Here is a 21,619-nt window from a genome sequence, read left to right as displayed (position 1 = left end):
CCGTTCCTTGGTTTAACGAATGTAGATCCATTCAACGCAGTGGCGCTCCACCCGCTCCTGCGGTGCATCAGCCTCACCTCGTGGAAACACCTCCACGCGCACGCCTGGGCGGCTAAAGAAGTCACTCATCCATCGCCCGTCTTCCACCATGTTGCGTTGACGTACAAATCCGATGTTTTCCAGCTTCTTGGTAAACGTATCGAAATCGATCCCGCAAATCTCCGTCATGGGCGGGGAAGAACCCGCTTGCGCCGGAATAAAAGTGAACTCGAACCAACGCCCCGCAGTAGGCGTCTGATCCATGCCAAAGCTGTAACCCCACTCACTGGTAAGCGGAGCACTGGCACCGTAACGCTTGGGATCAGCTACCGCACGCGTCACCGGAACCCCCATTTTGGACTGCAGGTAGTCGGGTGTCAGATCGTCCAGTCCGTCAATAGCTTGAATCAACGCAAGCATGCGGGTGAGTGCATCCTCTGCCGTTCGTATCGGCCCATTGGGTTCACTGCCAGCGGGAGTGACTGGGGATTCGGATGAGGAACTCATGGCAGATGTCTCCGTGACGGTTGCCGGGGCTGGTGTGGCCGCTGTGTGGGCGCAAGCGCCCAGGGCGAAGGTGGCGAGCAAGGCGTAGAGGGGGCGCGCGATCATGAAGCGTCCGTTGTGCGCTGGTGTGGCTGCGACGCTAGTGGCATCCGGCACCGAGGTCAATCGCAAGGCTTCTGGCAGCCGCACCATCATCGCCGCACGCTGCGCGCCTTGGCCGGCACCTGCACCGGCGGCAACACCTCCATCAGCAGTTGCCCTTCGCTTGCGGTGATGCGCAGCTTGGTGCCGATGGCAAAGCCCAGTTGTTCCAGCCATAGGCCGCTGAGGCGGACATGGGGTACGTGCTGGTCACCGCCGTGGTCGTGAGCGCCGGGGTAATGCGTGTAGCTGACGGTGCATTGGCGCGGGCGGCGGGCGCGGCGGGGTGCGCCCAGCGTGCCGGGGCCTTGCGGGGAGGCGTCCGGGTCGGGCGGCAGCATCGGTGGCAGCTTGGTGCGGTCGGGTTCCACAACGACCCACTGCACCCGTTTGGTCGGCGCGGGGCGCGTACGCGTGCGGGTGGGCCGTGCGCTGGCAGATGTGGTGGGTGGGCGGTGGCGTGTCATGGCGCCTCCGATTGGCGGCGGGTAGCGCTACTAGGTGTAGCGACGCACTGCTGCAACGCCACGTCGATGCGTGCAGAAAGGCTGTGCAAGGCCTGCGACAACACGCCGGGCTGGTTGAGCAACTGCTGCGCAAGACCGTCGCTGGCCTGCTCAACGGCCGCGCGTGCGGCTAGCCGGCGCAGCACTTCGCCTGCCTCGCTCAACAAGCTGTGGGCGGAAGCTGGCAACAGATAACCCGGCACCGATGCCGGCATGGATGGTGCGGTAGACATGGCAACGCCCTCCTGGAACAACCCAAGAACCGTCGCCAACGGCGACGGGATGTCGGGAGGTTCGAAACCGTACATAGTCGGCGGGCATATTCCCCTTGCGGGTGTTGTATTAGCCGCCCTCCCGACGCAGGCATTGCGTCGGCTTGTACCTGCAGGATGCAGGCACAAAAAACCCACCGGTTTGACGGAGGTGGGTACCGCTATGTACGGAGTTTCGACGCTCCTTGGGCCTAGATTGCAAGTACACGGTCTGGCGTGTCAATACACGCTGGCAGGCCTCGCGCGGCTGTGTGCGCCGCTGGCGCAGTTCCAGACGGGCCACGCAAGCCGAGCGCCGTCGCCTGATAAGTGCGCCTGCCCCATGACCCCATCACGCTGGAACCGCCCGCCCGACTCGCCCTGTGAGATCGATAGGGGCTAACATCCTGTCTTTGATCCAGAGATTGAGCTATGACACGGGCGCAGTTGGCCAAGGTAGTGGCGTTGAACACCGACCATCAAGTCAGGATGGAAGTGGCCGACAACCTTGATTTTGTTAGAAGTCTGGACGCCGAAAGCATGAAGCTCGTCGTCACTTCGCCGCCTTACAACATCGGCAAGCGCTACGAGAAGCGCACCTCGTTAGAGCGCTACCTCTCCGAGCAGGCAAAGACCATTGCGGAGTGCGTCCGCGTGTTGCACCCGAACGGCTCTATCTGCTGGCAAGTTGGCAACCACATCACCGCGGATGGCGAAGTCGTCCCATTGGATGCAGTGCTCTATCCGCTTTTCAAGCAGCATGGGTTGAAGCTTCGCAATCGCATCGTTTGGCACTTTGAGCATGGTTTGCACTGCACGAAGCGCTTTTCCGGGCGTCACGAAACCATCCTGTGGTTCACCAAAGGCGATGACTACACCTTCCACCTTGACCCCGTTCGTGTCCCTTCAAAGTATCCAATGAAGCGTCACTTTAAGGGGCCGAAGGCTGGTCAGCTGTCGTCAAATCCTCTGGGCAAAAATCCGGGGGACATGTGGATTATTCCGAACGTCAAAGCGAACCATGTAGAGAAGGTCGATCATCCTTGTCAGTTCCCCGTCGAATTGGTTGAACGCCTTGTCCTTTCGATGACAGATGAAGGTGATGCGGTCCTTGACCCTTATGTTGGAGTCGGATCCAGTGTGATCGCAGCAGTCAAGAATAACCGTCTTGGCTATGGCTGCGATCTCGACAAGAAGTTCGTCAACATAGGATGGGAAAGAGTCAGGGCCTTGCGAGCAGGGGAGCTAAAAACGCGTCCCATGGGCAAGCCTGTCTACGACCCAACATTGCCAAGGGGTGGCCATTGAAAGTCGCAAAAATCTACTCACATCTGAACGGCCTGGAATTTTTAAAAGTTCACCATGAAAAGGTGATTTTGGAGCTGGATCGGGTCATTACCCGTATAGACGCTGAGGCTTGCCGCACCAAAGAAACAAAAGAGGCAAGAAAGGCAGGGCGGTTCGCTGATGGTCTTCTGTATAGCCCGGTAGCACTGAATGAAGCTTTTAACGATGCTCTGTCGCAGCTTCACTGGTATGAAGATCGCTATTCCTACTTCGTGACCGATGACGCTAGGCTCATTAGAGCGACATTAGGGTTGGACAGAGCGGAGCAAAAGCGAATAATTGAGGATGCAGGTCATAAGGCGATTGCAACCTACAATCAGACGGATTTTGTGAAAGACAGGGTGGCCATAGAAGTGCAGTTTGGAAAGTATTCGTTTGTAGCTTACGATCTTTTTGTCAAACACATGGCATTTTATGTTGGTGACAAAATTGACGTCGGCATAGAAATTCTGCCAATGAAATCTTTGCAGGAGAATATGTCTTCGGGAATTGCTTACTACGAAAGTGAGCTTTCCAATCTTGTAAGGCAAGGCCGAGGTGTGCCCGCTGTTCCTCTGGTGCTGATGGGCATAGAGCCTTAAAAAATAACCCCGCAGGCATTGACGAAATGCGTTGCGGGATTATTATTTTGAAAATCAGCTCCAAAGATAACCAGTCCTTGAAGCGAGCAAATAACTGTTCCAGGTTCACTTCTTTCAGCGAACTCTGAGTCAAGCGCAGCATCGCTGACTAGTTCGATTGAAGAAGGTTGCGAGACGACGCCATGACCAGCCCAGCGACAGTGCGAGCATTCGCAGCAGGAAAGACATCATGCGATGATATCCGGCGGTAAACGACCACGCACACGCGAAGATGTCGTCGTGGCGAAAGCTGCAGCCTAACCGTCCGCGGGCCATCGCGCCCATACCCCCACGCGGCAGGCATGGGCGCGACACGCTGGCGCCTAGAACTTATAAGTCAGCCCCAGGTACGCCAGCCGGCCTGCGTAGCCGCCGGTATAGAACCGCGCCCGGGTGTCGTCGCCCAGGTGCTGGCGCGACTCCTGCTTGGTCAGGTTCAGCACCGAGGCGGTGAGGCTGAGCGCGGGGGTGATGTTGTAGGCCGCGTTCACATCGATCTGGTAGTACGGCTCCTCAAAGACATTCAGCCCGTTGACCAGGCCTTGCACCAACTCGCCGCGGCGGTTGTACGAGGCGCGCAGCAGCAGGCTATCGGCTTCGTAGAACACGGTAAGGTTTGTCTGGTCCCTGGCGCTGCCCGGCATGGAGGTCTTGCCGGCTTCGGTGCCGTCCTCCAGCCGCACCGCCGCCTTACTGGCATCGTTGTAGGTGTAGTTGAACTGCACCCCGAGGCCGAACGGCAGCGTGTGCTGCGCGTAAAGCTCCACACCCTGCGAGACCGCGTCCTGGCCGCCGGCCTGGGTGCTGTAGTTCTGCACGGTGACCTGTTGCCCGTCGATCATCATGTTGAGGTCGCTGATCACATCGACCGCAAAGTTCTCCACGTTCTTGCGGAACAGCCCCACACCGGCGACCGAACCCGGTTGGAAATACCATTCCAGCCCCAGGTCGAACTGGTTGGCTTTGTACGGCTCCAGGTTCTTGTTGCTGCCCGAGCCGTACCAGCCCTGCTCGCTGGCACCGCCGGTCAGGCGCCGGTCGGCCACGTACTCGGGGCTGTAGTACTCCAGGCTGCCAGGCGCGGCGATGTCGTTGTAGCTTGGGCGTGCGATCACCTTCGCGGCTGCCGCGCGCAGCAGCAGGTTCTCGGTCAGGTCGTAGGCCAGGTTGAAACTCGGCAGCACGTCGGTGTAGTTGCGGTCCAGCCCGCTGACCACGAACGACTCGGTGCGCTGCACGCTGTCGGACAAACGCCAGTAGCCTTCGCTCCCGCAATAAGTGTCGGCCGGAGCGCCGCTGGGCATGGCGGCGCCCTGCTGGCAGGCCAGCGGATCGCCGTCGGCGCCGTCGAAGAAGTAGTCGTTGTAGGCGGTCACCTTGTCGGTGGAATCGGCACGCTGGCCGGTGCGCGCCACCCGCACGCCGACGTTGCCCCGCAGCCGCTCGGTGTGGAAGTTGAGTTGCAGGTAGGTCGAATAGATCTCTTCGTCGACGTTGTAGACGAAGTTGTCTTCGCTGCGGGTCTGCATCGCGCCGTAGGTTTGGTTCAAGTAGCCGATGTAGCCCGGGAAGTTGATCGCCGGGAACGCGCTGGCCTTGATTCCACCGGCCAGATTGTCCTGCGCGAACAGCAGCCCCGGCGAGAACTGCGTGGCGATGGCATTGCAGCGCCCGTTCCAGTAGCGGTTGTCGTAGTCGCTTGGGTCGGTGCCTGGGCACACCCAGTGGTTGTTGCCTGTATTGCGGTGGATGCCGCCGTCGCGACGCTTGATGCCGAACTGCAGCGAGTCGAAGAAGCCGCCGTCCATATGCCAGGTGGTATCGATCTGCGCGTACTGCTGCTGATTGGTGTTGCGGGTCCAGGACGAGCCGGTCGAACCCAGGTCGACTTGCATGATGCCGTCGCGCAGGTTCTGCATCAGCTCCGGCGAGAACGTCATGGACGGCGTGCCGGTCAGGTCCCAGGCGCTGGCGAAGTTGCCGTTGGTCCAGCTGCCGTCGGCGTTCTGGAGGCGCGGTTTGATCGGCAAGGAGAACTGCAGCTCCGGCCCGCCCTTGGCCCAGGTGCGGCCGACCTTGAACGCCACGTCCACTTGCTCGCCACGCCATTCGCCTCCCAGGTCCACCGTCTGCGACTGCGATTTCTCGATGTTGTAGCTGCCGGTGATCTGCGGCGTCGGCACGGTGCAGTCATCCGAGCCCCAGCCGCCGGGCGGCAATCCGGCTGCGGCGGCCTGGGCCTCGCTGCAATAGTAAGTCTTGCCCGGACGCAGGCTGTAGGCGGCGCCAGTGACAATCGTGCCGCTGGGATCGAACTGCAGTCCGTCGAGCAGACGGCCGCCGCGCCAGTTGCCGTCGCCGTTATAGCGGGCAATGTTCCACTCGGGAATCTTGATGGTATTGGTCTGCGAGTTCTGCGACAGGTCGAAGCGGAAGTAGTTCGCGGTCAGGGTCAGGTCGTCGGTCGGCTTGAACTGTAAGGTCAGTTGCCCGCCCTTGCGCTCGCGCTCCTCGCGTTTGGCGTCCAGGCTGACCGCCGTCGGCATCATGAAACCGGTGGCGTAATTGCCGTCCTGGTTCCAGAAACCGGTACCGCCCCACCAGTTGGCGTTGAAGTCCGACGGATTTCCGTTCACGTCGACCGCCGGGCCGACTTCGTCGCGACCGTACCACTGCCAGCTCTCGGTACTGGCATTGAGCGTGCGTGCGGTGCGCTTCTGCTGCGTGTAGCCAACGAAGACGCCGAAGCGGTTGTCCTTGTCGTGCCACGAGTACGAACCGGAGAACTGGCCGTCGGTCTTTTTGCTGGTATCCGACCAGGTACCCTCGGCGGAGACGAAGCCGGAATTGGGCTCCAGTTCCAGCGGGCGCCGCGTCTGCAGGATCACCGTGCCACCGATGCCGCCTTCGTCGATGCGCGCTTCCGGGGTCTTGTACAGCTCCGCGCTGCCGAGCAGGTTGGACGGCAGCAGCGTGTAGTTAAACGAGCGGGTCGGGTCGCCGTTGGACTCGGCGGTGGCGATGTAGTTGCCGTTCAATTCGGTCAGCACCAGCTCCGAAGACAGGCCGCGCACACTGACGTTCTTGCCTTCGCCACCGTCGCGGCTGATGACCACGCCGGGCACGCGCTGCAGCGCATCGGCCACGTTCTTGTCGGGGAACTTGCCCACGTCCTCGGCGGTGATCACATCGACCACGGCGTTGGCGTTGCGCTTGTGCTCCAGACTTTTTTCGATCGCGTAGCGGTAGCCGGTCACCGTCACCGCGTCCAGGTCCGTGGCCTGCACCGCGGCCTGGCCCGTGGGCGCCGGCGTGCCGTCGGCCTGCTGGGCGACAGCGGTGGTAGAGGCGGCACTCGCGAACAAGACGATGGCGATACCGGCGGACAACGTGCTGCGGTTGCGTGCGAATGGCATGCAGTTCATTTCGATCATGCTCTCCCAATAGTGATCGGCTTCGGCGGCTTTCTGTCGATCCAACGATCGGACAGAACGCCGCGCGAAGTGACGCAAAAATCCGGCGCCGTTTGCGGCGACCCGGTTTTCCTCCTCATCCCTCCCCTTGTGCGCAGATGCGATTAGATCGTTCTAATGCAGCGGAAAACTTAAGTATCACAGCCTATCCGGCAGCGCATTCTGCCCCGCAACAGGCGCGCGGCGTTGTAAGCATCACGATGACCGGCCGGGCTCGCCACGTTTGCAGGCGGCACGGTACAGCCTGCAAACGTCGCTAGCTGCAGCAGCTCGATCCCCGCATGCAAAACGCTCTCGCCATCTCCAGACGCAAGCGGTCTATCGAAGCGCCTGCACACGCCATTACTTGCAACCGAGCTCAGTGATATACGTGGTCGACATGAGTGTGTTGACACGCTCCGGGACATGTCCGGCCACACGCTGCTTGGCCGCCATCGCCATGGCAGGGATGTGCCGCGACGGCGCGTCAGACAGGATGTCTGCCGCGCAGAAGAGCCCATTCCCGGCCACGCTGGCGCCCCCTACCGAAGCCTGCAACCGAAAGTACGCGCCTGGACGTACCCTCACCCCAACCCCTCCTCCTGCAGGAGAGGGGCTTGAGCGCCGCGTCGGTCATGTCTTCTATGCCCGCCTCCTTTATGTCCACCTCCGTAACGCAGGGGCTGACCTGAGACACACTGAGCGCATAGAGACCTTTCACGACCGAGGAACCGGTCCTCGGCCGCACTCCCGCCCTCAACGAGGTCGGCAATTGAAAGACCCGTCCCCCAGAACGACAACTTTCTGGCGCATCAACCAGGCGCACCTATCAAGTCCGCCGCGCCTGGGCCGATACCGCATGCATGGACAGACTCAGCGTAATCGGACTGGTGCTGGCGATCGTGGCGATCGTGGGCGGCAGCGTGTTGAAAGGTGCCGGCATTTCGTCGCTGTGGTCGCCGGCTGCCTTCCTGATCGTCATCGTCGGCACCGTGGCGGCGATCCTGCTGCACACCTCGCCGGCAGTTTTCCGGCGCGCGTTCAAGATTCTGCGTTGGGTGATCCAGCCGCCGGCCAGCGATCGCCCGCAGCTGCTGGCGCGCATCGTCGAGTGGAGCAACATCGCCCGTCGCCAAGGGCTGCTGGGCCTGGAAGACCAATTGCCGCGCCAGGACGACGCCTTCCTGCGCAAAGGCCTGCAGATGCTGGTCGATGGCGTGGAGCCGGAAGCCATGCGCAACATGCTCGAGATCGAGGTGGACAACCAGGAGCGTCAGGATCTTGCCGCGGCCAAGGTATTCGAGGGCATGGGCATCTATGCGCCCACACTGGGCATCATCGGTGCGGTGCTGGGCCTGATGGCAGTGATGAAGAATCTGGCCGACCCGGCCATGCTCGGCCACGGCATCGCCGCGGCGTTCACCGCCACCATTTACGGCATCGCCTCGGCCAACCTGCTGTTCCTGCCGGTCGCTGCCAAGCTCAAGAGCGTGATCCATTGCAGCACCAACGAGCGCGAAATGGCGATCGAAGGCCTGATCGCGATCGCCCAGGGCGAGAACCCGCGCAACATCGAATCGAAATTGGCAGGCTACTTGCATTAGCTTGTTATGGCCCGTCGTCGCAAACACCACGAAGAACATGGCAACCACGAAGCGTGGGCGATTCCGTATGCCGATCTGATGACGCTGCTGCTGGCGTTCTTCGTGGTGATGTACGCCATCTCTTCGCTCAACGAAGGCAAATACAAAGTCATGGCGCAGGCGCTGACCAGCGCCTTCGGTGGCTCGTCGAACAAGGCCAGCCCGGTGCAGCTGGGCAAGACCCAGAGCCTGGGCGCCGATCACGACCGCCCTTCGGTGATCAAGGCCGGGGCGCCGATGGCGGCATCCAACGGCCCGACCGACCCGACCCTGCTACCGTCGATGGCCGCGCAGATGCGCATGCCGGTGTCGCTGCGCAACCAGGCGCAACTGTCGCGCGCGCAGCGGCAGATGGATGCGGTGGAGCAACAGCTGAGCAAGACGCTGGCGCCGCTGATCGACAAGAAACTCATCACCATCCGCCGCAACGATTTGTGGATCGAGGTGGAAATCAACAGCGACATCCTGTTCGGCACCGGCTCGGCCGCGTTGGCCGGCAATGCCCGCGCCACCTTGTCCACGCTGGCCTCGGTGCTGCGTGACGCACCCAATGGCGTGCGCGTGGAGGGCTATACCGACAACCAACCGATCGCCACCGCGCAATTCCCCTCCAATTGGGAACTGTCGGCCGCGCGCGCGGCCAGCGTGGTGCACCTGTTCGCCGACGACGGCGTCGCCCCGCAACGATTGGCGATGGTGGGCTATGGAGAATTCCGCGCACGTGCCGATAACAGCACTGAGGCGGGACGGAATGCGAACCGGCGTGTGGTGTTAATCATCCTCGCTGACTCGGCTGGCTCACTCGCACCCGATCCGCCATCGCAGTTGCATGCGACCGCCGCCGGGGCGCCCAAGCTTCCCAAGTCTGACGGCGGCCAAGCGGCCGCCACCACCGAAAGCGGCACAAGTTCCGTCCCCGCCGTAATTCAAGGAGTGCAGTGACATGCGTATCTGGGCAATCGCCAACCAAAAGGGCGGCGTCGGCAAGACCACCACGACGCTGGCATTGGGTCGCGGCCTGGCCGCGCTCGGCCACCGCGTGTTGTTGATCGACCTCGATCCGCACTCCTCGCTCACCCGTGCGTTTGGCGTGGCGGTCGACCCGCCGCCGCGCGGGGTGCTGGACCTGTTCGGCACCCCGCCGAGCGATCTGGCCAGCCTGGCGCACGAAAGCAGCATTCCCGGCCTGTCGTATGTGTGCGCGCAAGCCGCACTGGCCACGCTGGAACGCCGCAGCGCCAATCAACCTGGACTGGGCCTGGCGCTACAGAACGCCATGACCCGGCATGCCGGCCAGCACGATTACATCCTGCTCGACTGCCCGCCGACCCTGGGCCTGCTGATGATCAATGCGCTGGCCGCCTGCGACCGCGTGGTGGTGCCGACCCAGGCCGAGCCGCTCGCGCTGCACGGTCTGGCCAGCATGGTGCGCACGGCCGACATGGTGCAGCGTTCACGTCGCCGCGAGCTGCCGGTGTCGATCCTGCCTACGCTGTTCGACCGCCGCACCCGCGCCGGCAACGAAACGCTCAAAGAGATGCAGACCACCTACGGCCCGGTGGTATGGGAAGACGCCGTTCCGATGGATACCCGAATCTGCAACGCCGCTGCGCTGACCGTCCCCGCCACCGGCGGCGACTATCAGGGCCGCGGCCTGTCCGCTTATCGCCGCGCGCTGGAATGGGTGCTGGCCGATGACGCAATGCGTATGGAGCAAGCCGCATGAGTAATCCCACCGCCAACGGTGAGCTGGACGATTATCTGGAAGGCCTGCTGCACGATGCAGGCGTCGAGATCCTCGCCCCGCCTGCTGCGTCCGCTATCGAAGCGCCGACGCTTGCGCACGCAGATGTCGCGCTGGCCGAGCCGCCGGTGCAGGCTGCCGCGCTTCCCGAAGCTGCCGCTGTCTCCGAAGCCGCCACCTCGAACGCAATTGCCGCCGTGCTGAGCGCCGATGCGATTGCTGCCGATTTCCTGGCGGAAATGGATGCCGATCCGGCATTCGGCCCGCCTGTCGTTGCCGCGCCCAGCGCTGCGGATATCGCTGCCGACTTCCTCGCCGAAATGGATGCCGACCCGGCCTTCGGTCCGCCTGTCGCAGCCGCGCCCAACGCTGCCGACATCGCTGCCGATTTCCTCGCTGAAATGGATGCGGACCCCGCCTTCGGCGCCGCGCCCACCGCCGTGGACCTGCTCACCGCCGATCTGCTGGCAGAAATGGATGCCGACCCGGCCTTCGGGCTGGAGGCCGCACCGGTCGCCGCACCTGCCCCGACACCGAAACCGGCACCACGTGCAGCCCCTGCACCGATACGCGCGGCACCCGCGCCCACCGGGCTGCAAGCATTGCTGGCGCCCGACCAGGCCGACAAGATTCATGCCGAACGCCGCGCCAGCGAACGCAGCACGCGTTGGTTGCGTCTGCGCTGCGGCGAACAAACCTATGCCCTGGAATTGCTCAAGGTGCAGGAAGTGGTCTTGCCAGTCCCGCTACTGCCGTTGCGCGGCACTGCCAGCGCGATGCTCGGCATCATGAACCTGCGTGGCCAGGTGGTGCCGGTGATCGATCTGGGCATCCACCTGGGCTCTTTGCCGGTGGACATGGATCTGCACACCCGCGTGGTGGTGCTGGAAGAAAACGGCGAAACCATGGGCCTGCGTGTGTCGGCCGTGGAAGACGTCACCAGCCTGACCGACCAGCAGATCGAACCGCCAGACAATGCACGTCTGTGCCGCATCTACAACAACCTGTTCCGCGGTGTCGCACGTCTGGGTCATCAGCCGATGATCCTGCTCGATGCCACCCATCTGCTGCATTGATACGCGTAGCTTGCTCGCACCTGCACGCATAACGATTCAGCGTTAAAGCTTTCCCGCACCCCGCCGTTAGTACGCATAGAACCAGCCGTTCGGAGCAACAATGAGCACAGTGACATTGGGCGAGGATCTCGGTATCGAGACCAGCGCCGACCTCAAGCAAAAGCTTGCCGGATTCCTCACCCAGGACGGCGACCTGGTGCTTGACGCCGGTGAAGTCCGACGCATCCACACCGCCAGCGTGCAGTTGCTCTGCGCCTTTGTGCAGACCCGCCGTCAGGCAGGCCTGAACACCGAATTCGATGGCTGCAACGACACTTTTAGAGATGCGGCCCGTCTGCTCGGCGTCACCGACGCGCTCGGACTTCCAGCATCCAATGACAACCTGAAATCTGTGGAGAACGCCGCATGAGCGCACGTATCTTGGTGGTGGACGATTCGGCGTCGATGCGCCAGATGGTCTCTTTCGCCCTCACCTCTGCCGGCTTTGCCGTCGAAGAAGCCGAAGACGGCGCCGTTGCGCTGGGCCGCGCGAAGGGCCAGCGCTTCAATGCGGTGGTGACCGACGTGAACATGCCCAACATGGACGGCATCTCGCTGATCCGCGAGCTGCGCCAGCTGCCGGACTACAAGTTCACCCCGATGCTCATGCTCACCACCGAGTCCGCGGCCGACAAAAAGTCCGAAGGCAAAGCGGCAGGTGCCACGGGTTGGCTGGTCAAGCCGTTCAATCCAGAACAGCTGATCGCCACCGTCCAGAAAGTTCTCGGTTAAACCCTTTTCGCTTCACCTTCGGATTTCACGCCCATGAGCATGGACCTGCAACGTTTCCACGCCACCTTTTTCGAGGAAAGCCGCGAAGGGCTCGACGCGATGGAGGCCGGGCTGTTGTCCCTTGAAGAGGGCAACCGCGACCCGGAAATCATCAACTCGGTGTTCCGCGCCGCGCACTCGATCAAGGGCGGCGCTGCCACCTTCGGGTTCGACGCCGTTGCCGGCCTGACCCACGTGCTGGAGACGCTGCTGGACGAGTTGCGCTCAAATAAGCGCCAGCTCGAACCCAATGCGGTCGATGCCATGCTTGGCTCGGTCGATGTGCTGCGCGCCCTGCTGCGCGAAGCCGAACACGGCACCCCGGCCGACCCGGCTGCGGTCAAGGCCGTGCATACCCGTTTGAATGCCGTGCTCGCCGGCGAAGAACCGGTGGCTGCGGTGGTCGCCAAGCCGAAGGAAGAAGAACCCGAAGCCTGGCATATCGGTTTTACCCCGGCGCCGTCGCTGTTCATGAGCGGCAACGACCCGCTACGCATCATCCGCGAGCTCGAGCACCTGGGCCCGCTGCAGATCGCCGCGCGTCTGGAGCGCATGCCGGGCTTTGAAAACATCGATCCGCTGGAAGCCTATCTGGCGTGGGATCTGGGCCTGATCGGCAAGATTCCGCGCAGCAAGATCGAAGACACCTTTGCCTGGGTGGTGGACGATTGCGAACTGGACATCCGCCCGATGGCGGTGCCCGGCCCGCCGCCGAGCCTGGCCGTGGACGCTGCGGCTGCTGCACCGGTTGCAGCTGTCGCCGCTGCACCCAGCGCCGCGGGCGAACCTGCTGCCGCTGCAGCAACGCCGGCCAAGGCCGCCGCTGCCGAAGCCGAAAGCTCGATCCGCGTCAGCGTCGACAAGGTCGATGCCTTGATCAACCTGGTCGGCGAGTTGGTGATTACCCAGGCCATGCTCAAGCAGGTGTCCACCGGCCTGGACCCGGCGCATGCCGAACAGCTGTTTGCCGGTCTGGATCTGCTGGAACGCAATACCCGCGATCTGCAGGAAGCGGTCATCGGCGTGCGCATGCTGCCCGTCGATGCAGTGTTCCGCCGCTTCCCGCGCCTGGTGCGCGACCTTTCCAGCCGTCTCGGCAAGCAAGTACGCCTGCGCACGATTGGCGAAAGCACCGAGTTGGACAAGGGGCTGATCGAAAAGATTGCCGACCCGTTGGTTCACTTGGTGCGCAACTCGATCGACCATGGTCTGGAAATGCCCGATGCGCGCCGCGCCTCCGGCAAGGACGAGACCGGCACCATTACCCTGGCGGCATCGCATCAGGGCGGTCACATCGTGATCGAAGTGAGCGACGACGGCCGTGGCCTCAATCGCGCCAAAATCCTGGAAAAAGCGGCCGAGCGCGGCATCGCCGTGCCTGACAACCCGACCGATGCGCAGGTGTGGGACTTGATCTTCGCACCGGGCTTCTCCACCGCCGATGCCGTCACCGACCTGTCCGGTCGTGGCGTGGGCATGGACGTGGTTCGCCGCAACATCCAGGGCCTGGGTGGCGAAGTGCAGCTGGAAAGCAATGCCGGCAGTGGCACCCGCGTGTTGATCCGTCTGCCGCTGACCCTGGCCATCCTCGACGGCATGACCGTCTCGGTCGCCGGCGAAACGCTGATCCTGCCGCTGTCCTACGTGCTCGAAGCACTGCAGCCGGCGGCGGAAGACGTCCGCTCGATGGCCGGCGATGGTCGAGTGCTGCGGGTCCGTGGCGAGTATCTGCCGATCCTGTCGCTCACCAATTACTACGGCTTCGGCGGGCAACAGTCCTCCAAGGAATCGCTGGTGGTGGTGGTCGAAGGCGATGGCCAGAAGATCGCGCTGGAAGTGGACGAATTGCTCGGCCAGCAGCAGGTAGTGGTCAAGAACATCGAGAACAATTACCGGCGGATTCCGGGCGTTTCCGGTGCCACCATCCTCGGCGATGGGCGGGTTTCGCTGATCGTGGACATCGGTGGTCTGGTGCGCTCCCTACGTGTGCAACAAGCCGCCTGAACAAGATCCTCTCCTGCTGCAAGATCCACTCACATGCCCCGGCGACACCTGCCGGGGCATGTGCATTTATGGGTTAGCTTGGCTACGACGTCGCGCTGCCGACCAAAGCGGACAGAACCCCAGATGGCATTCAATGAATTCGTTTTTGCAACGCTCCAACGTCGGTCACCCATACGGTGGCGCTGTTCAAGATCGAGCATGCCGGGACAGAAAAGTAGCGCGTCGCAGTATTCAAGAAAATCACCGCGATGCCGCTATATGTGCCATGGGATTTTCGCGCATCAATCTCAATGAAGATTGAAGCACGCACCAACACAGACAGCGATCAAGCACCACTTCACCGTATGAAGACCTCTACTTTTTGACGGCATCAGTCAAACCGCATCGACGCAGAAGCACCTTGCCATCATTCGCAGTGAGGCCTGGGAGATGACGCAGATGCGCCATGTATGCGCATCGAACTCTCACAGTCATAGGAACTCCACAATGAAGCTTAGAAATTTAAGCCTTTCCGCCCTGCTCGCACTGAGCTTCGCTGCCATCGTGCTGGTGATGCTGGTCATCGGCGCGATCAACCTCAGCAGCCTATCGACAATCAATAACGCTACCGACAAGAATGACCATAGCTTCAAGGTTCTGGCGACCGGCGAAGCGATGCAGATCAACGCACTCAATATCGAAACAGGCTCACGTGGCTATCTGCTTTCGGGTGACAAATCGCATATCCAGTCGTTCGAACCCAGCCGGGAGACTTTCGAGAAAAAGTTCGACGAAGCCGTGAAGCTCACCGCCGACAACCCCAGCCAGCAGGCGCGTCTGGAACAGTTGGGGAAATCGTTCAAACAACTCATCGAGGTTGAGAAAGAAATCATCGCAGTCCGCGAAAGCACCAACGACAAGGAAAAAATCGCGAGCCTGTTTGCCGAGGCCCGTGACCGCGCGGCAATGACCACGATCCGCAAGATGCTTGCCGATTACATCGCCGAAGAGCAGGAACTGCTCACCAAGCGCAGCGCGCAATTGGTCAGTGTACGCGCGGAAAGCAAGTGGGCCATCATGCTCGGCAGTCTGTTCGTGATCGTGGCCGCGATCGCCCTGGCGGTCCTGATCCGTGGCCGGCTGTTGAAGCGGTTCGGTGCCGCGATCGTTGTCGCCGATGCCATCGCGGGAGGCAAGCTCGACAACCCGATCGATACCCAGACCAAGGACGAGGCTGGCGTGCTGCTGGTCAGCATGCACAAGATGCAGAGCCAGTTGCAGGCGGTCATCACCGCACAAACCGAAATGGCCAAGCGCCATGATGCCGGTCAGACCAGCTACCGCATGGAAGAAGGTGCCTTCCCGGGCGATTACGGCCGCATGGTCCGCGACAGCAATGCACTGGTCGCCTCGCATATCGCGGTCACGCTGCGCCTTGCGCAGATCATGGGCCGCTACGCCATCGGCGATCTCTCCGAGGACATGGATCGGCTGCCTGGCGAAAAGGCCGTGCTCAGCGAGACCATGGACAAGGTCAAGCAGAACCTGACCGCGATGAACCGCGAGATCAAGCATCTCGCCGACGCCGCCGCCGCGGGCGACTTCAGCGTGCGTGGCGAGGCCGACCGCTTCCAGTACGACTTCCGCACAATGGTCCAGAGCCTCAACCAATTGATGGCCACCGCCGATGGCAACCTCAACGCCTTGTCCAAACTCTTGCAATCCATCGCCGCCGGCGACCTGACCGCACGCATGCACGGAGACTTCCGCGGCGTATTCGCCACGATGCGCGACGATGCCAATGCCACCACCGAACAGCTGTCCGGCATTGTCGGACGCATCCAGCACGCCACCTTCTCGATCAATACCGCGGCCAGCGAGATCGCCGCCGGCAATAACGATTTGTCGCAGCGCACCGAACAGCAAGCGGTCAATCTGGAAGAAACCGCCGCCTCGATGGAGCAACTTACCTCCACCGTGCGCCAGAACGCCGAAGGCGCGCGCCAGGCCAACCAACTCGCCATTGGCGCCGCCGCTGTCGCGTCGCAAGGCGGCGATGTGGTCGGCAAAGTGGTGGCGACCATGGCCGACATCGAGGTCTCGTCGAAGAAGATCGCCGATATCATCAGTGTCATCGACGGCATTGCCTTCCAGACCAATATCCTGGCGTTGAATGCCGCTGTGGAAGCGGCGCGTGCCGGCGACCAAGGCCGCGGATTTGCGGTGGTGGCCAGCGAAGTACGCACGCTCGCGCAACGCTCGGCCGGCGCAGCCAAGGAAATCAAGCAGCTGATCAATGACTCGGTGGGCAAGGTCGCGCAAGGTTCGTTACTGGTGGATCAGGCCGGCAAGACCATGGCCGATGTCGTCGCCAGCGTGCAGCGCGTTACCGACATCATGGGCGAGATTTCTGCCGCTTCGCAGGAACAGTCTGCCGGGATCGAGCAGGTCAACCTCACCGTGACACAGATGGACGAAGCCACCCAGCAGAACGCTGCGCTGGTGGAAGAAGCCACCGCCGCAGCACGTGCGATGGAAGAGCAAGCCGGTCAGCTGTCCGATGCTGTATCGATCTTTAAGTTCCAACAAACCGCCGCGGTGGCGCCTGCGGCCAAGCGCCCTACTCCACCGCGCCTGGCCACTGCCGAGCCCGGCGTTACTAAACCGACTAATGCCAAACGCCCACCTACACGGGCTGTTGTCGACGCCAAGGCCAAGCCGACTGCAGCGCCGCGCCCGGTGGTGGCCGCAGCAGCCAATGGCGATTCGAGCTGGCACGAGTTGTGACCGCAGCGTCTGTGTAGAGCCGCCGTCACGGCAGCAATACGTTCAAGCCCCGGCAGCGATGTCGGGGCTTCTTGTTTGCGCATGGCGTCTTATCAGCACTTGAACACAAGCATCCGCGCATCCATCAGACCAGGCATCGCATCGCAGCCAGCATGCCTGCGCGATGCGTCGCCCAGCCACGGCTTGCGCTGCCCGACAGAGAACCATGAATGCAAGCATGCTGCACTGCAGCATGCGGCTTCAGAAATCCAGCTAGAGAACGCTACCGGTGTATCTCTCTCCACCCTCCCCTCTGAGAAACACCATGAAATTCCTGCATTCCATGACCGTCGGGCGACGCCTGGCGTTCGCTTTCGCGTTGCTGATCGTTTTACTTGCCGGCTCCACCACTCTGGCGCTGTACCAGTTCAAGACCGTCAAACAACAGGTCGCAATCATCGTCGAAGTCAATAACCGCAAGGCGGCGCTGCTCAATCAAATGCGCGAGAGCAACATGCTCGGCGAGCGCTACCTGCGCGACTTTATGTTGGCGACTCCACAGCAGCTGCCTGCGGTCGATGCGCAACTCAAGGCCAATCGCGCACATTACGCGCAGCTGTGGGCGGCGTTGAAACAACTACCAACCAACAGCGACGGCATGCGCGCACGGCAGGCCATCGAAGACAGCCTCACCGCTGCACGCGCCACCAACGGCCGCCTGCTCGACCTGGTGCGCGCTGGCGACCTGGAAGGCGCAAAGCGGCTGCTCAGCGGCCAGGCGCAGCCATTGCTTGAGCGTCGCTCCAGGGCGATTGCCGCCGCGGTGGAATTGCAGAATCAACAGAATGCCGCCGGTGCCGACACCATCCTCAGCAGCGTTGCGCTGGCAAACCGTGCATTGATCGCCTTCGGTCTGCTCGCGGCCGGCCTGGCCGCCGCGTTGGCGTGGCTGATTTCCCGCAGCCTGGTGCTTCCGCTGCAGCAAGCCACACAGGTGGCCGATGCAATCGCCCACGGCAATCTGGATAACCCGATCGGCGCGCAGCCGGGCGATGAACCCGGCCAGTTGTTGACCAGCATGCGGGGCATGCAGGAGCAGCTCAAGGCCGTTGCCGCCGCGCAGCAGGAGATGGCGCGCCAGCACGACAGCGGCAAGATCAGCTTCCGCATGGACCAGGATGCGTTCCCGGGCGAATACGGCAGCATGGTGCGCGATACCAACAACCTGGTCGGCGCGCATATCGCGGTCAAGATGAAACTTGCGCAGATCATGTCGCGCTACGCCATTGGCGATCTGAGCCAGGACATGGACCGCCTGCCGGGCGAAGAAGCCGTGCTGAGCAATACCATGGACACCGTCAAGTCCAACCTGACGGCGATGAACAGCGAGATCAAACTGCTGGCCCAGGCCGCCGCCAATGGCGACTTCAGCGTGCGTGGCGACACTGCGCGTTTCCAGCATGATTTCCTGGCCATGGTGGAGAGCCTCAACCGACTGATGGCCACCGCCGACGGCAATCTGAGTGCGCTGTCCAAGGTGTTGCAGGCCATTGCCGCAGGCGATCTCACCGAGCGCATGCATGGCCAGTTCAACGGCGTGTTCGCGCAGATGCGCGACGATGCCAATGCCACCACCGAACAGCTGTCCGGCATTGTCGCGCGCATCCAGCACGCCACCTTGTCGATCAATACCGCGGCCAGCGAGATCGCCGCCGGCAATAACGATTTGTCGCAGCGCACCGAACAGCAGGCGGCCAATCTGGAAGAAACCGCCGCCTCGATGGAGGAACTTACCTCCACCGTTCGCCAGAACGCCGAAGGCGCGCGCCAGGCCAACCAACTCGCCATTGGCGCCGCCGCTGTCGCGTCGCAAGGCGGCGATGTGGTCGGCAAAGTGGTGGCGACCATGGCCGACATCGAGGTCTCGTCGAAGAAGATCGCCGATATCATCAGTGTCATCGACGGCATTGCCTTCCAGACCAATATCCTGGCGTTGAATGCCGCTGTGGAAGCGGCGCGTGCCGGCGACCAAGGCCGCGGATTTGCGGTGGTGGCCAGCGAAGTGCGCACGCTCGCGCAACGCTCGGCCGGCGCAGCCAAGGAAATCAAGCAGTTGATCGATGACTCGGTGGGCAAGGTCGCGCAAGGTTCGTTACTGGTGGATCAGGCCGGCAAGACCATGGCCGATGTCGTCGCCAGCGTGCAGCGCGTCACCGACATCATGGGCGAGATTTCTGCCGCTTCGCAGGAACAGTCTGCCGGGATCGAGCAGGTCAACCTCACCGTGACACAGATGGACGAAGCCACCCAGCAGAACGCTGCGCTGGTGGAAGAAGCCACCGCCGCAGCACGTGCGATGGAAGAGCAAGCCGGTCAGCTGTCCGATGCGGTATCGATCTTCAAGGTGCAGCAGATCGCCGCCGTGTCGCCTGCGGTTACCCGCTCGGCTCCGCTGCGCCTGGCCACCGCCAAGCCGGCAAGCGCGGCGACACGGGCGATCGCAAAACCCAACGCCAACGTCACCACAGTGCCCCGCCCGGTGGTTGCCGCAGCCGGCAACGGCGATTCGAGCTGGCAGGAGTTCTAAGCGCATAGCAGTTGCACGGCCGGCCGGTTCAGTGGCGAGTGCGCCCCAAGCCCCGACAGCGATGTCGGGGCTTTTTGTTTGTGAAATACGCTGTGCTGAGGTGTTTTCGCTGGGGGTTGTCGACAGCGTGCGGTTGGGCGCATGAAGCGGCGCGCATACCCTCATCCGGCGCTGCGCCACCTTGTCCCGCGGGGAGAGGGAGTCACTGCAGCGTCGGGGCAAGCGCGCCGTTGGTCGAAAGGTGATCAAGCACAGGCTTTTGCGGCCGATACAGGAATCACTGAGGGCCGCATTGCCCACGCTAGATCGAAGGAAGTCTGCATGCACACCGCCAAGTCCAACCGCTCCGCCCGCACCGTGCTGGGCTCCGTGTTCGCTGTTGCGTTGCTGGCTGCGGGCGTGTCATTGCCGCCCTCCTTCGCCGCGCCGGCCGCGCCGGTCTCGGTGCTTCTGGACAATGTGCCGGTCACGGCATTGCAGTCGCTGGCGTTGGATCTGGCACAGCTACGCGATGACCAACGTGCACAGCTTGCCGCCAGCCACGACGCGGCGCGTATCGAAGCCTATGACGAGCGTCTGGGCAGCCTGCGCCAGCGGATCGCCCGGCATGCCGGCTACTTCCAGGCCACCGCTCCGCAAGGCGAACAGGCGCACAAGTTCGCCTTGGTGCAGCAGCAGCTAGGCAAGTATCTGGCACAGCACCGCCAGGCCAATCGCGCCCTGCACGAGGGCGACCTGCAGTACGCACAAGCCCTGTCGCTTGGCCAGAGCGGCGATACCCGCGACATCTTGTGGAACGAACTGCACGACCTGCAGCAGTCGGTTGCCAGCGTCACCGTCAGCGGTGCCAAGCGCAACTGAGCGAATGCGGGCAACGCCGACGTTGCCACGCAGCAACGGATAGCATCGACGCAAGCGCGATTTGCTCCATGCTGACCACCACAGCCTTCGCCATGTGAAGCGGCTAACAAAATGCCTGCGCTGCCGCCGGGCCTAGGATACTGGGCGCTGGGTGCTGCCGCTCCATGCAACATGTGCCACGCATGCACAGAGATGTTGAGCGCACCACGCATACAGACTGGCGACACCGTCACGGGGTAAGCGACTTCAAGCCCGCCCCGCATTGTCTGTGCCGCCGTTGCCAGCGTCCAAAGCCGATACGCCGTGTTTTGCCATCCACGCACTACCTGGCGCGACGTCATGCCCTGACCAGCGCGCTGCAACTGCGACGCGCGCGCAAAACCGCCGTATCAACGCGCTAACGCACTGCGCAGCAACCACAACATCCCAGTATCACACCGCCGCAAAGCGTCCGCACCTAAGCGTCGCGTGCGGCTCAACATTTTCGGGGCCGGGTCGCTATTCGACTTATCCCCCGTCATATTCCTTTGCTGGATATCTGCCATGACGCTGAAGACCACGATTGCAAAAACGCTGGCCAACGTGCCGCTCAAGCGCAAGGTTGCATGAAGCGATGGACGCAGCCAAGGCCAGCCTGCTGGCGATCAACACCGAGATCAAGCGCCTGGCGCAAGCTGCAGCCAACGGCGATTTCAGCCAGCGTGGCGATGCAGCGCGCTTCAAGCACGATTCGGCGCGCATGATCAACGACCTCAACGCGATGATGGACGTCAGCGACCGCAACCTGGGCAAGCTGTCCGAGCTGCTGGCGTCGCTGGCCGAAGGCGACCTCACTGCGCGCCTGGACGGCCACTACAAGGGTGTGTTCGCGCGCATGCGCGACGACGCCAACGCCACGGCCACCCAGCTGGCCGGCATCGTCGGGCGCATCCAGCAGGCCGCCAGTTCCATCACCGGTTCGGCCAGCGAAATCGCCGCCGGCAACAACGACCTCTCGCAGCGCACCGAACAGCAGGCCGCCGATCTGGAAGAAACTGCGGCATCGATGGAAGAGCTCACTTCCACCGTCAAGCAGAACGCTGAAAGCGCGCGCCAAGCCAACCAATTGGCGATCGGCGCCGCGGCGGCCAATGCCATGCAGCAGCAGGCGCAGCAACTGGATGAAGCGGTGTCGAGCTTCCGGGTCGTTGCCGCTACGTCCAACCCGTTCGGCCATGCACGCCCACCGGCGCGGCTTGCGCTGGCCGCTTACTGATCGTACGTCCCCGCTTCGGCGGGCTCCCTTC

At 62.5% G+C, this 21,619-nt stretch carries 16 protein-coding genes and 1 pseudogene; 13 read left to right on the top strand and 4 right to left on the bottom strand.

Translation table 11 applies throughout. The annotated features are described in order from the left end of the window. Positions 1-12: 12 nt before the first annotated feature. The 3 genes from NX05_RS19710 to NX05_RS19700 all read right to left on the bottom strand — a co-directional run bounded on the left by NX05_RS19710 (position 13) and on the right by NX05_RS19700 (position 1,426). The gene (locus tag NX05_RS19710) at positions 13-651 is read right to left on the bottom strand and encodes a hypothetical protein (protein WP_017117375.1); all 639 of its coding nucleotides are present in this window, start codon (positions 649-651) and stop codon (positions 13-15) included. An 86-nt stretch (positions 652-737) separates the two neighbouring features. Then, complete coding sequence (locus NX05_RS19705; RefSeq protein WP_039435038.1) at positions 738-1,154, bottom strand: SymE family type I addiction module toxin; 417 nt, start codon at positions 1,152-1,154, stop codon at positions 738-740. Continuing rightward, complete coding sequence (locus tag NX05_RS19700) at positions 1,151-1,426, bottom strand: hypothetical protein (RefSeq protein WP_039435081.1); 276 nt, start codon at positions 1,424-1,426, stop codon at positions 1,151-1,153. The genes NX05_RS19705 and NX05_RS19700 overlap by 4 nt, the downstream gene beginning before the upstream one ends. Before the next feature lie 483 nt (positions 1,427-1,909). Between NX05_RS19700 and NX05_RS19695 the strand changes: the two genes are divergently transcribed. Together NX05_RS19695 and NX05_RS19690 are read left to right on the top strand one after the other, a co-directional pair. Further along, entirely contained in the window at positions 1,910-2,752 is an 843-nt protein-coding gene (locus NX05_RS19695; protein ID WP_216583512.1) for a DNA-methyltransferase, read from the top strand. Then, entirely contained in the window at positions 2,749-3,372 is a 624-nt protein-coding gene (locus NX05_RS19690) for a BglII/BstYI family type II restriction endonuclease (protein ID WP_039435045.1), read from the top strand. The genes NX05_RS19695 and NX05_RS19690 overlap by 4 nt, the downstream gene beginning before the upstream one ends. A gap of 362 nt (positions 3,373-3,734) precedes the next feature. On the opposite strand, the gene NX05_RS19685 is transcribed toward NX05_RS19690, so the two are convergent. Further along, positions 3,735-6,890, bottom strand: a complete 3,156-nt coding sequence (locus NX05_RS19685) for a TonB-dependent receptor (RefSeq protein ID WP_172645761.1) — start codon at positions 6,888-6,890, stop codon at positions 3,735-3,737. Positions 6,891-7,726: 836 nt separating this feature from the next. Between NX05_RS19685 and NX05_RS19675 the strand changes: the two genes are divergently transcribed. From NX05_RS19675 to NX05_RS19620, 11 genes and pseudogenes are all read left to right on the top strand, one after another. Further along, positions 7,727-8,467, top strand: coding sequence for a flagellar motor protein (locus tag NX05_RS19675; protein ID WP_017118097.1), 741 nt, complete (start codon positions 7,727-7,729; stop codon positions 8,465-8,467). Positions 8,468-8,473: 6 nt separating this feature from the next. After that, the gene (motD, locus tag NX05_RS19670; RefSeq protein ID WP_039435050.1) at positions 8,474-9,448 is read left to right on the top strand and encodes a flagellar motor protein MotD; all 975 of its coding nucleotides are present in this window, start codon (positions 8,474-8,476) and stop codon (positions 9,446-9,448) included. Between the two features lies 1 nt (position 9,449). Next, a complete protein-coding gene (locus tag NX05_RS19665) occupies positions 9,450-10,232 on the top strand; it encodes a ParA family protein (RefSeq protein ID WP_010375633.1) in 783 nt (260 codons plus the stop codon). After that, positions 10,229-11,326 (top strand): chemotaxis protein CheW, encoded by a 1,098-nt coding sequence (locus NX05_RS19660; protein ID WP_039435054.1) that lies wholly within the window; start codon positions 10,229-10,231, stop codon positions 11,324-11,326. The genes NX05_RS19665 and NX05_RS19660 overlap by 4 nt, the downstream gene beginning before the upstream one ends. A gap of 100 nt (positions 11,327-11,426) precedes the next feature. Then, positions 11,427-11,735: an STAS domain-containing protein gene (locus NX05_RS19655; protein ID WP_010365014.1), complete on the top strand. Its 309-nt coding sequence runs from the start codon at positions 11,427-11,429 to the stop codon at positions 11,733-11,735. Continuing rightward, positions 11,732-12,097 carry a response regulator gene (locus NX05_RS19650; protein WP_002806565.1) on the top strand — a complete coding sequence of 122 codons (366 nt, stop codon included), beginning with the start codon at positions 11,732-11,734 and terminating at the stop codon, positions 12,095-12,097. The genes NX05_RS19655 and NX05_RS19650 overlap by 4 nt, the downstream gene beginning before the upstream one ends. A 33-nt stretch (positions 12,098-12,130) precedes the next feature. Next, the gene (locus NX05_RS19645; protein ID WP_039435058.1) at positions 12,131-14,140 is read left to right on the top strand and encodes a chemotaxis protein CheA; all 2,010 of its coding nucleotides are present in this window, start codon (positions 12,131-12,133) and stop codon (positions 14,138-14,140) included. 486 nt (positions 14,141-14,626) lie between these two features. Further along, positions 14,627-16,906 carry a methyl-accepting chemotaxis protein gene (locus tag NX05_RS19640; RefSeq protein ID WP_053012902.1) on the top strand — a complete coding sequence of 760 codons (2,280 nt, stop codon included), beginning with the start codon at positions 14,627-14,629 and terminating at the stop codon, positions 16,904-16,906. A gap of 304 nt (positions 16,907-17,210) precedes the next feature. Continuing rightward, positions 17,211-19,472: a methyl-accepting chemotaxis protein gene (locus NX05_RS19635; protein WP_053012900.1), complete on the top strand. Its 2,262-nt coding sequence runs from the start codon at positions 17,211-17,213 to the stop codon at positions 19,470-19,472. A gap of 321 nt (positions 19,473-19,793) precedes the next feature. Beyond that, a complete protein-coding gene (locus NX05_RS19630) occupies positions 19,794-20,333 on the top strand; it encodes a hypothetical protein (protein WP_017118092.1) in 540 nt (179 codons plus the stop codon). A gap of 595 nt (positions 20,334-20,928) precedes the next feature. Continuing rightward, a pseudogene (locus tag NX05_RS19620) lies at positions 20,929-21,463 on the top strand (methyl-accepting chemotaxis protein); the annotation flags it as partial. Between the last annotated feature and the right edge of the window lie 156 nt (positions 21,464-21,619).

The organism is Xanthomonas vasicola (assembly GCF_000772705.2).
Lineage (GTDB): Bacteria > Pseudomonadota > Gammaproteobacteria > Xanthomonadales > Xanthomonadaceae > Xanthomonas > Xanthomonas vasicola.
Note: the sequence above shows the minus strand (reverse complement) of the source record. Positions and strands in the feature narration are given on the sequence as shown.

Bases quoted from the DNA above. Each gene is read 5' to 3' on its own strand.
- NX05_RS19710 (WP_017117375.1), bottom strand. From the start codon at position 651: ATGATCGCGCGCCCCCTCTACGCCTTGCTCGCCACCTTCGCCCTGGGC.
- NX05_RS19705 (WP_039435038.1), bottom strand. From the start codon at position 1,154: ATGACACGCCACCGCCCACCCACCACATCTGCCAGCGCACGGCCCACC.
- NX05_RS19700 (WP_039435081.1), bottom strand. From the start codon at position 1,426: ATGTCTACCGCACCATCCATGCCGGCATCGGTGCCGGGTTATCTGTTG.
- NX05_RS19675 (WP_017118097.1), top strand. From the start codon at position 7,727: ATGGACAGACTCAGCGTAATCGGACTGGTGCTGGCGATCGTGGCGATC.
- motD (WP_039435050.1), top strand. From the start codon at position 8,474: ATGGCCCGTCGTCGCAAACACCACGAAGAACATGGCAACCACGAAGCG.
- NX05_RS19665 (WP_010375633.1), top strand. From the start codon at position 9,450: ATGCGTATCTGGGCAATCGCCAACCAAAAGGGCGGCGTCGGCAAGACC.
- NX05_RS19660 (WP_039435054.1), top strand. From the start codon at position 10,229: ATGAGTAATCCCACCGCCAACGGTGAGCTGGACGATTATCTGGAAGGC.
- NX05_RS19655 (WP_010365014.1), top strand. From the start codon at position 11,427: ATGAGCACAGTGACATTGGGCGAGGATCTCGGTATCGAGACCAGCGCC.
- NX05_RS19650 (WP_002806565.1), top strand. From the start codon at position 11,732: ATGAGCGCACGTATCTTGGTGGTGGACGATTCGGCGTCGATGCGCCAG.
- NX05_RS19645 (WP_039435058.1), top strand. From the start codon at position 12,131: ATGAGCATGGACCTGCAACGTTTCCACGCCACCTTTTTCGAGGAAAGC.
- NX05_RS19640 (WP_053012902.1), top strand. From the start codon at position 14,627: ATGAAGCTTAGAAATTTAAGCCTTTCCGCCCTGCTCGCACTGAGCTTC.
- NX05_RS19635 (WP_053012900.1), top strand. From the start codon at position 17,211: ATGAAATTCCTGCATTCCATGACCGTCGGGCGACGCCTGGCGTTCGCT.
- NX05_RS19630 (WP_017118092.1), top strand. From the start codon at position 19,794: ATGCACACCGCCAAGTCCAACCGCTCCGCCCGCACCGTGCTGGGCTCC.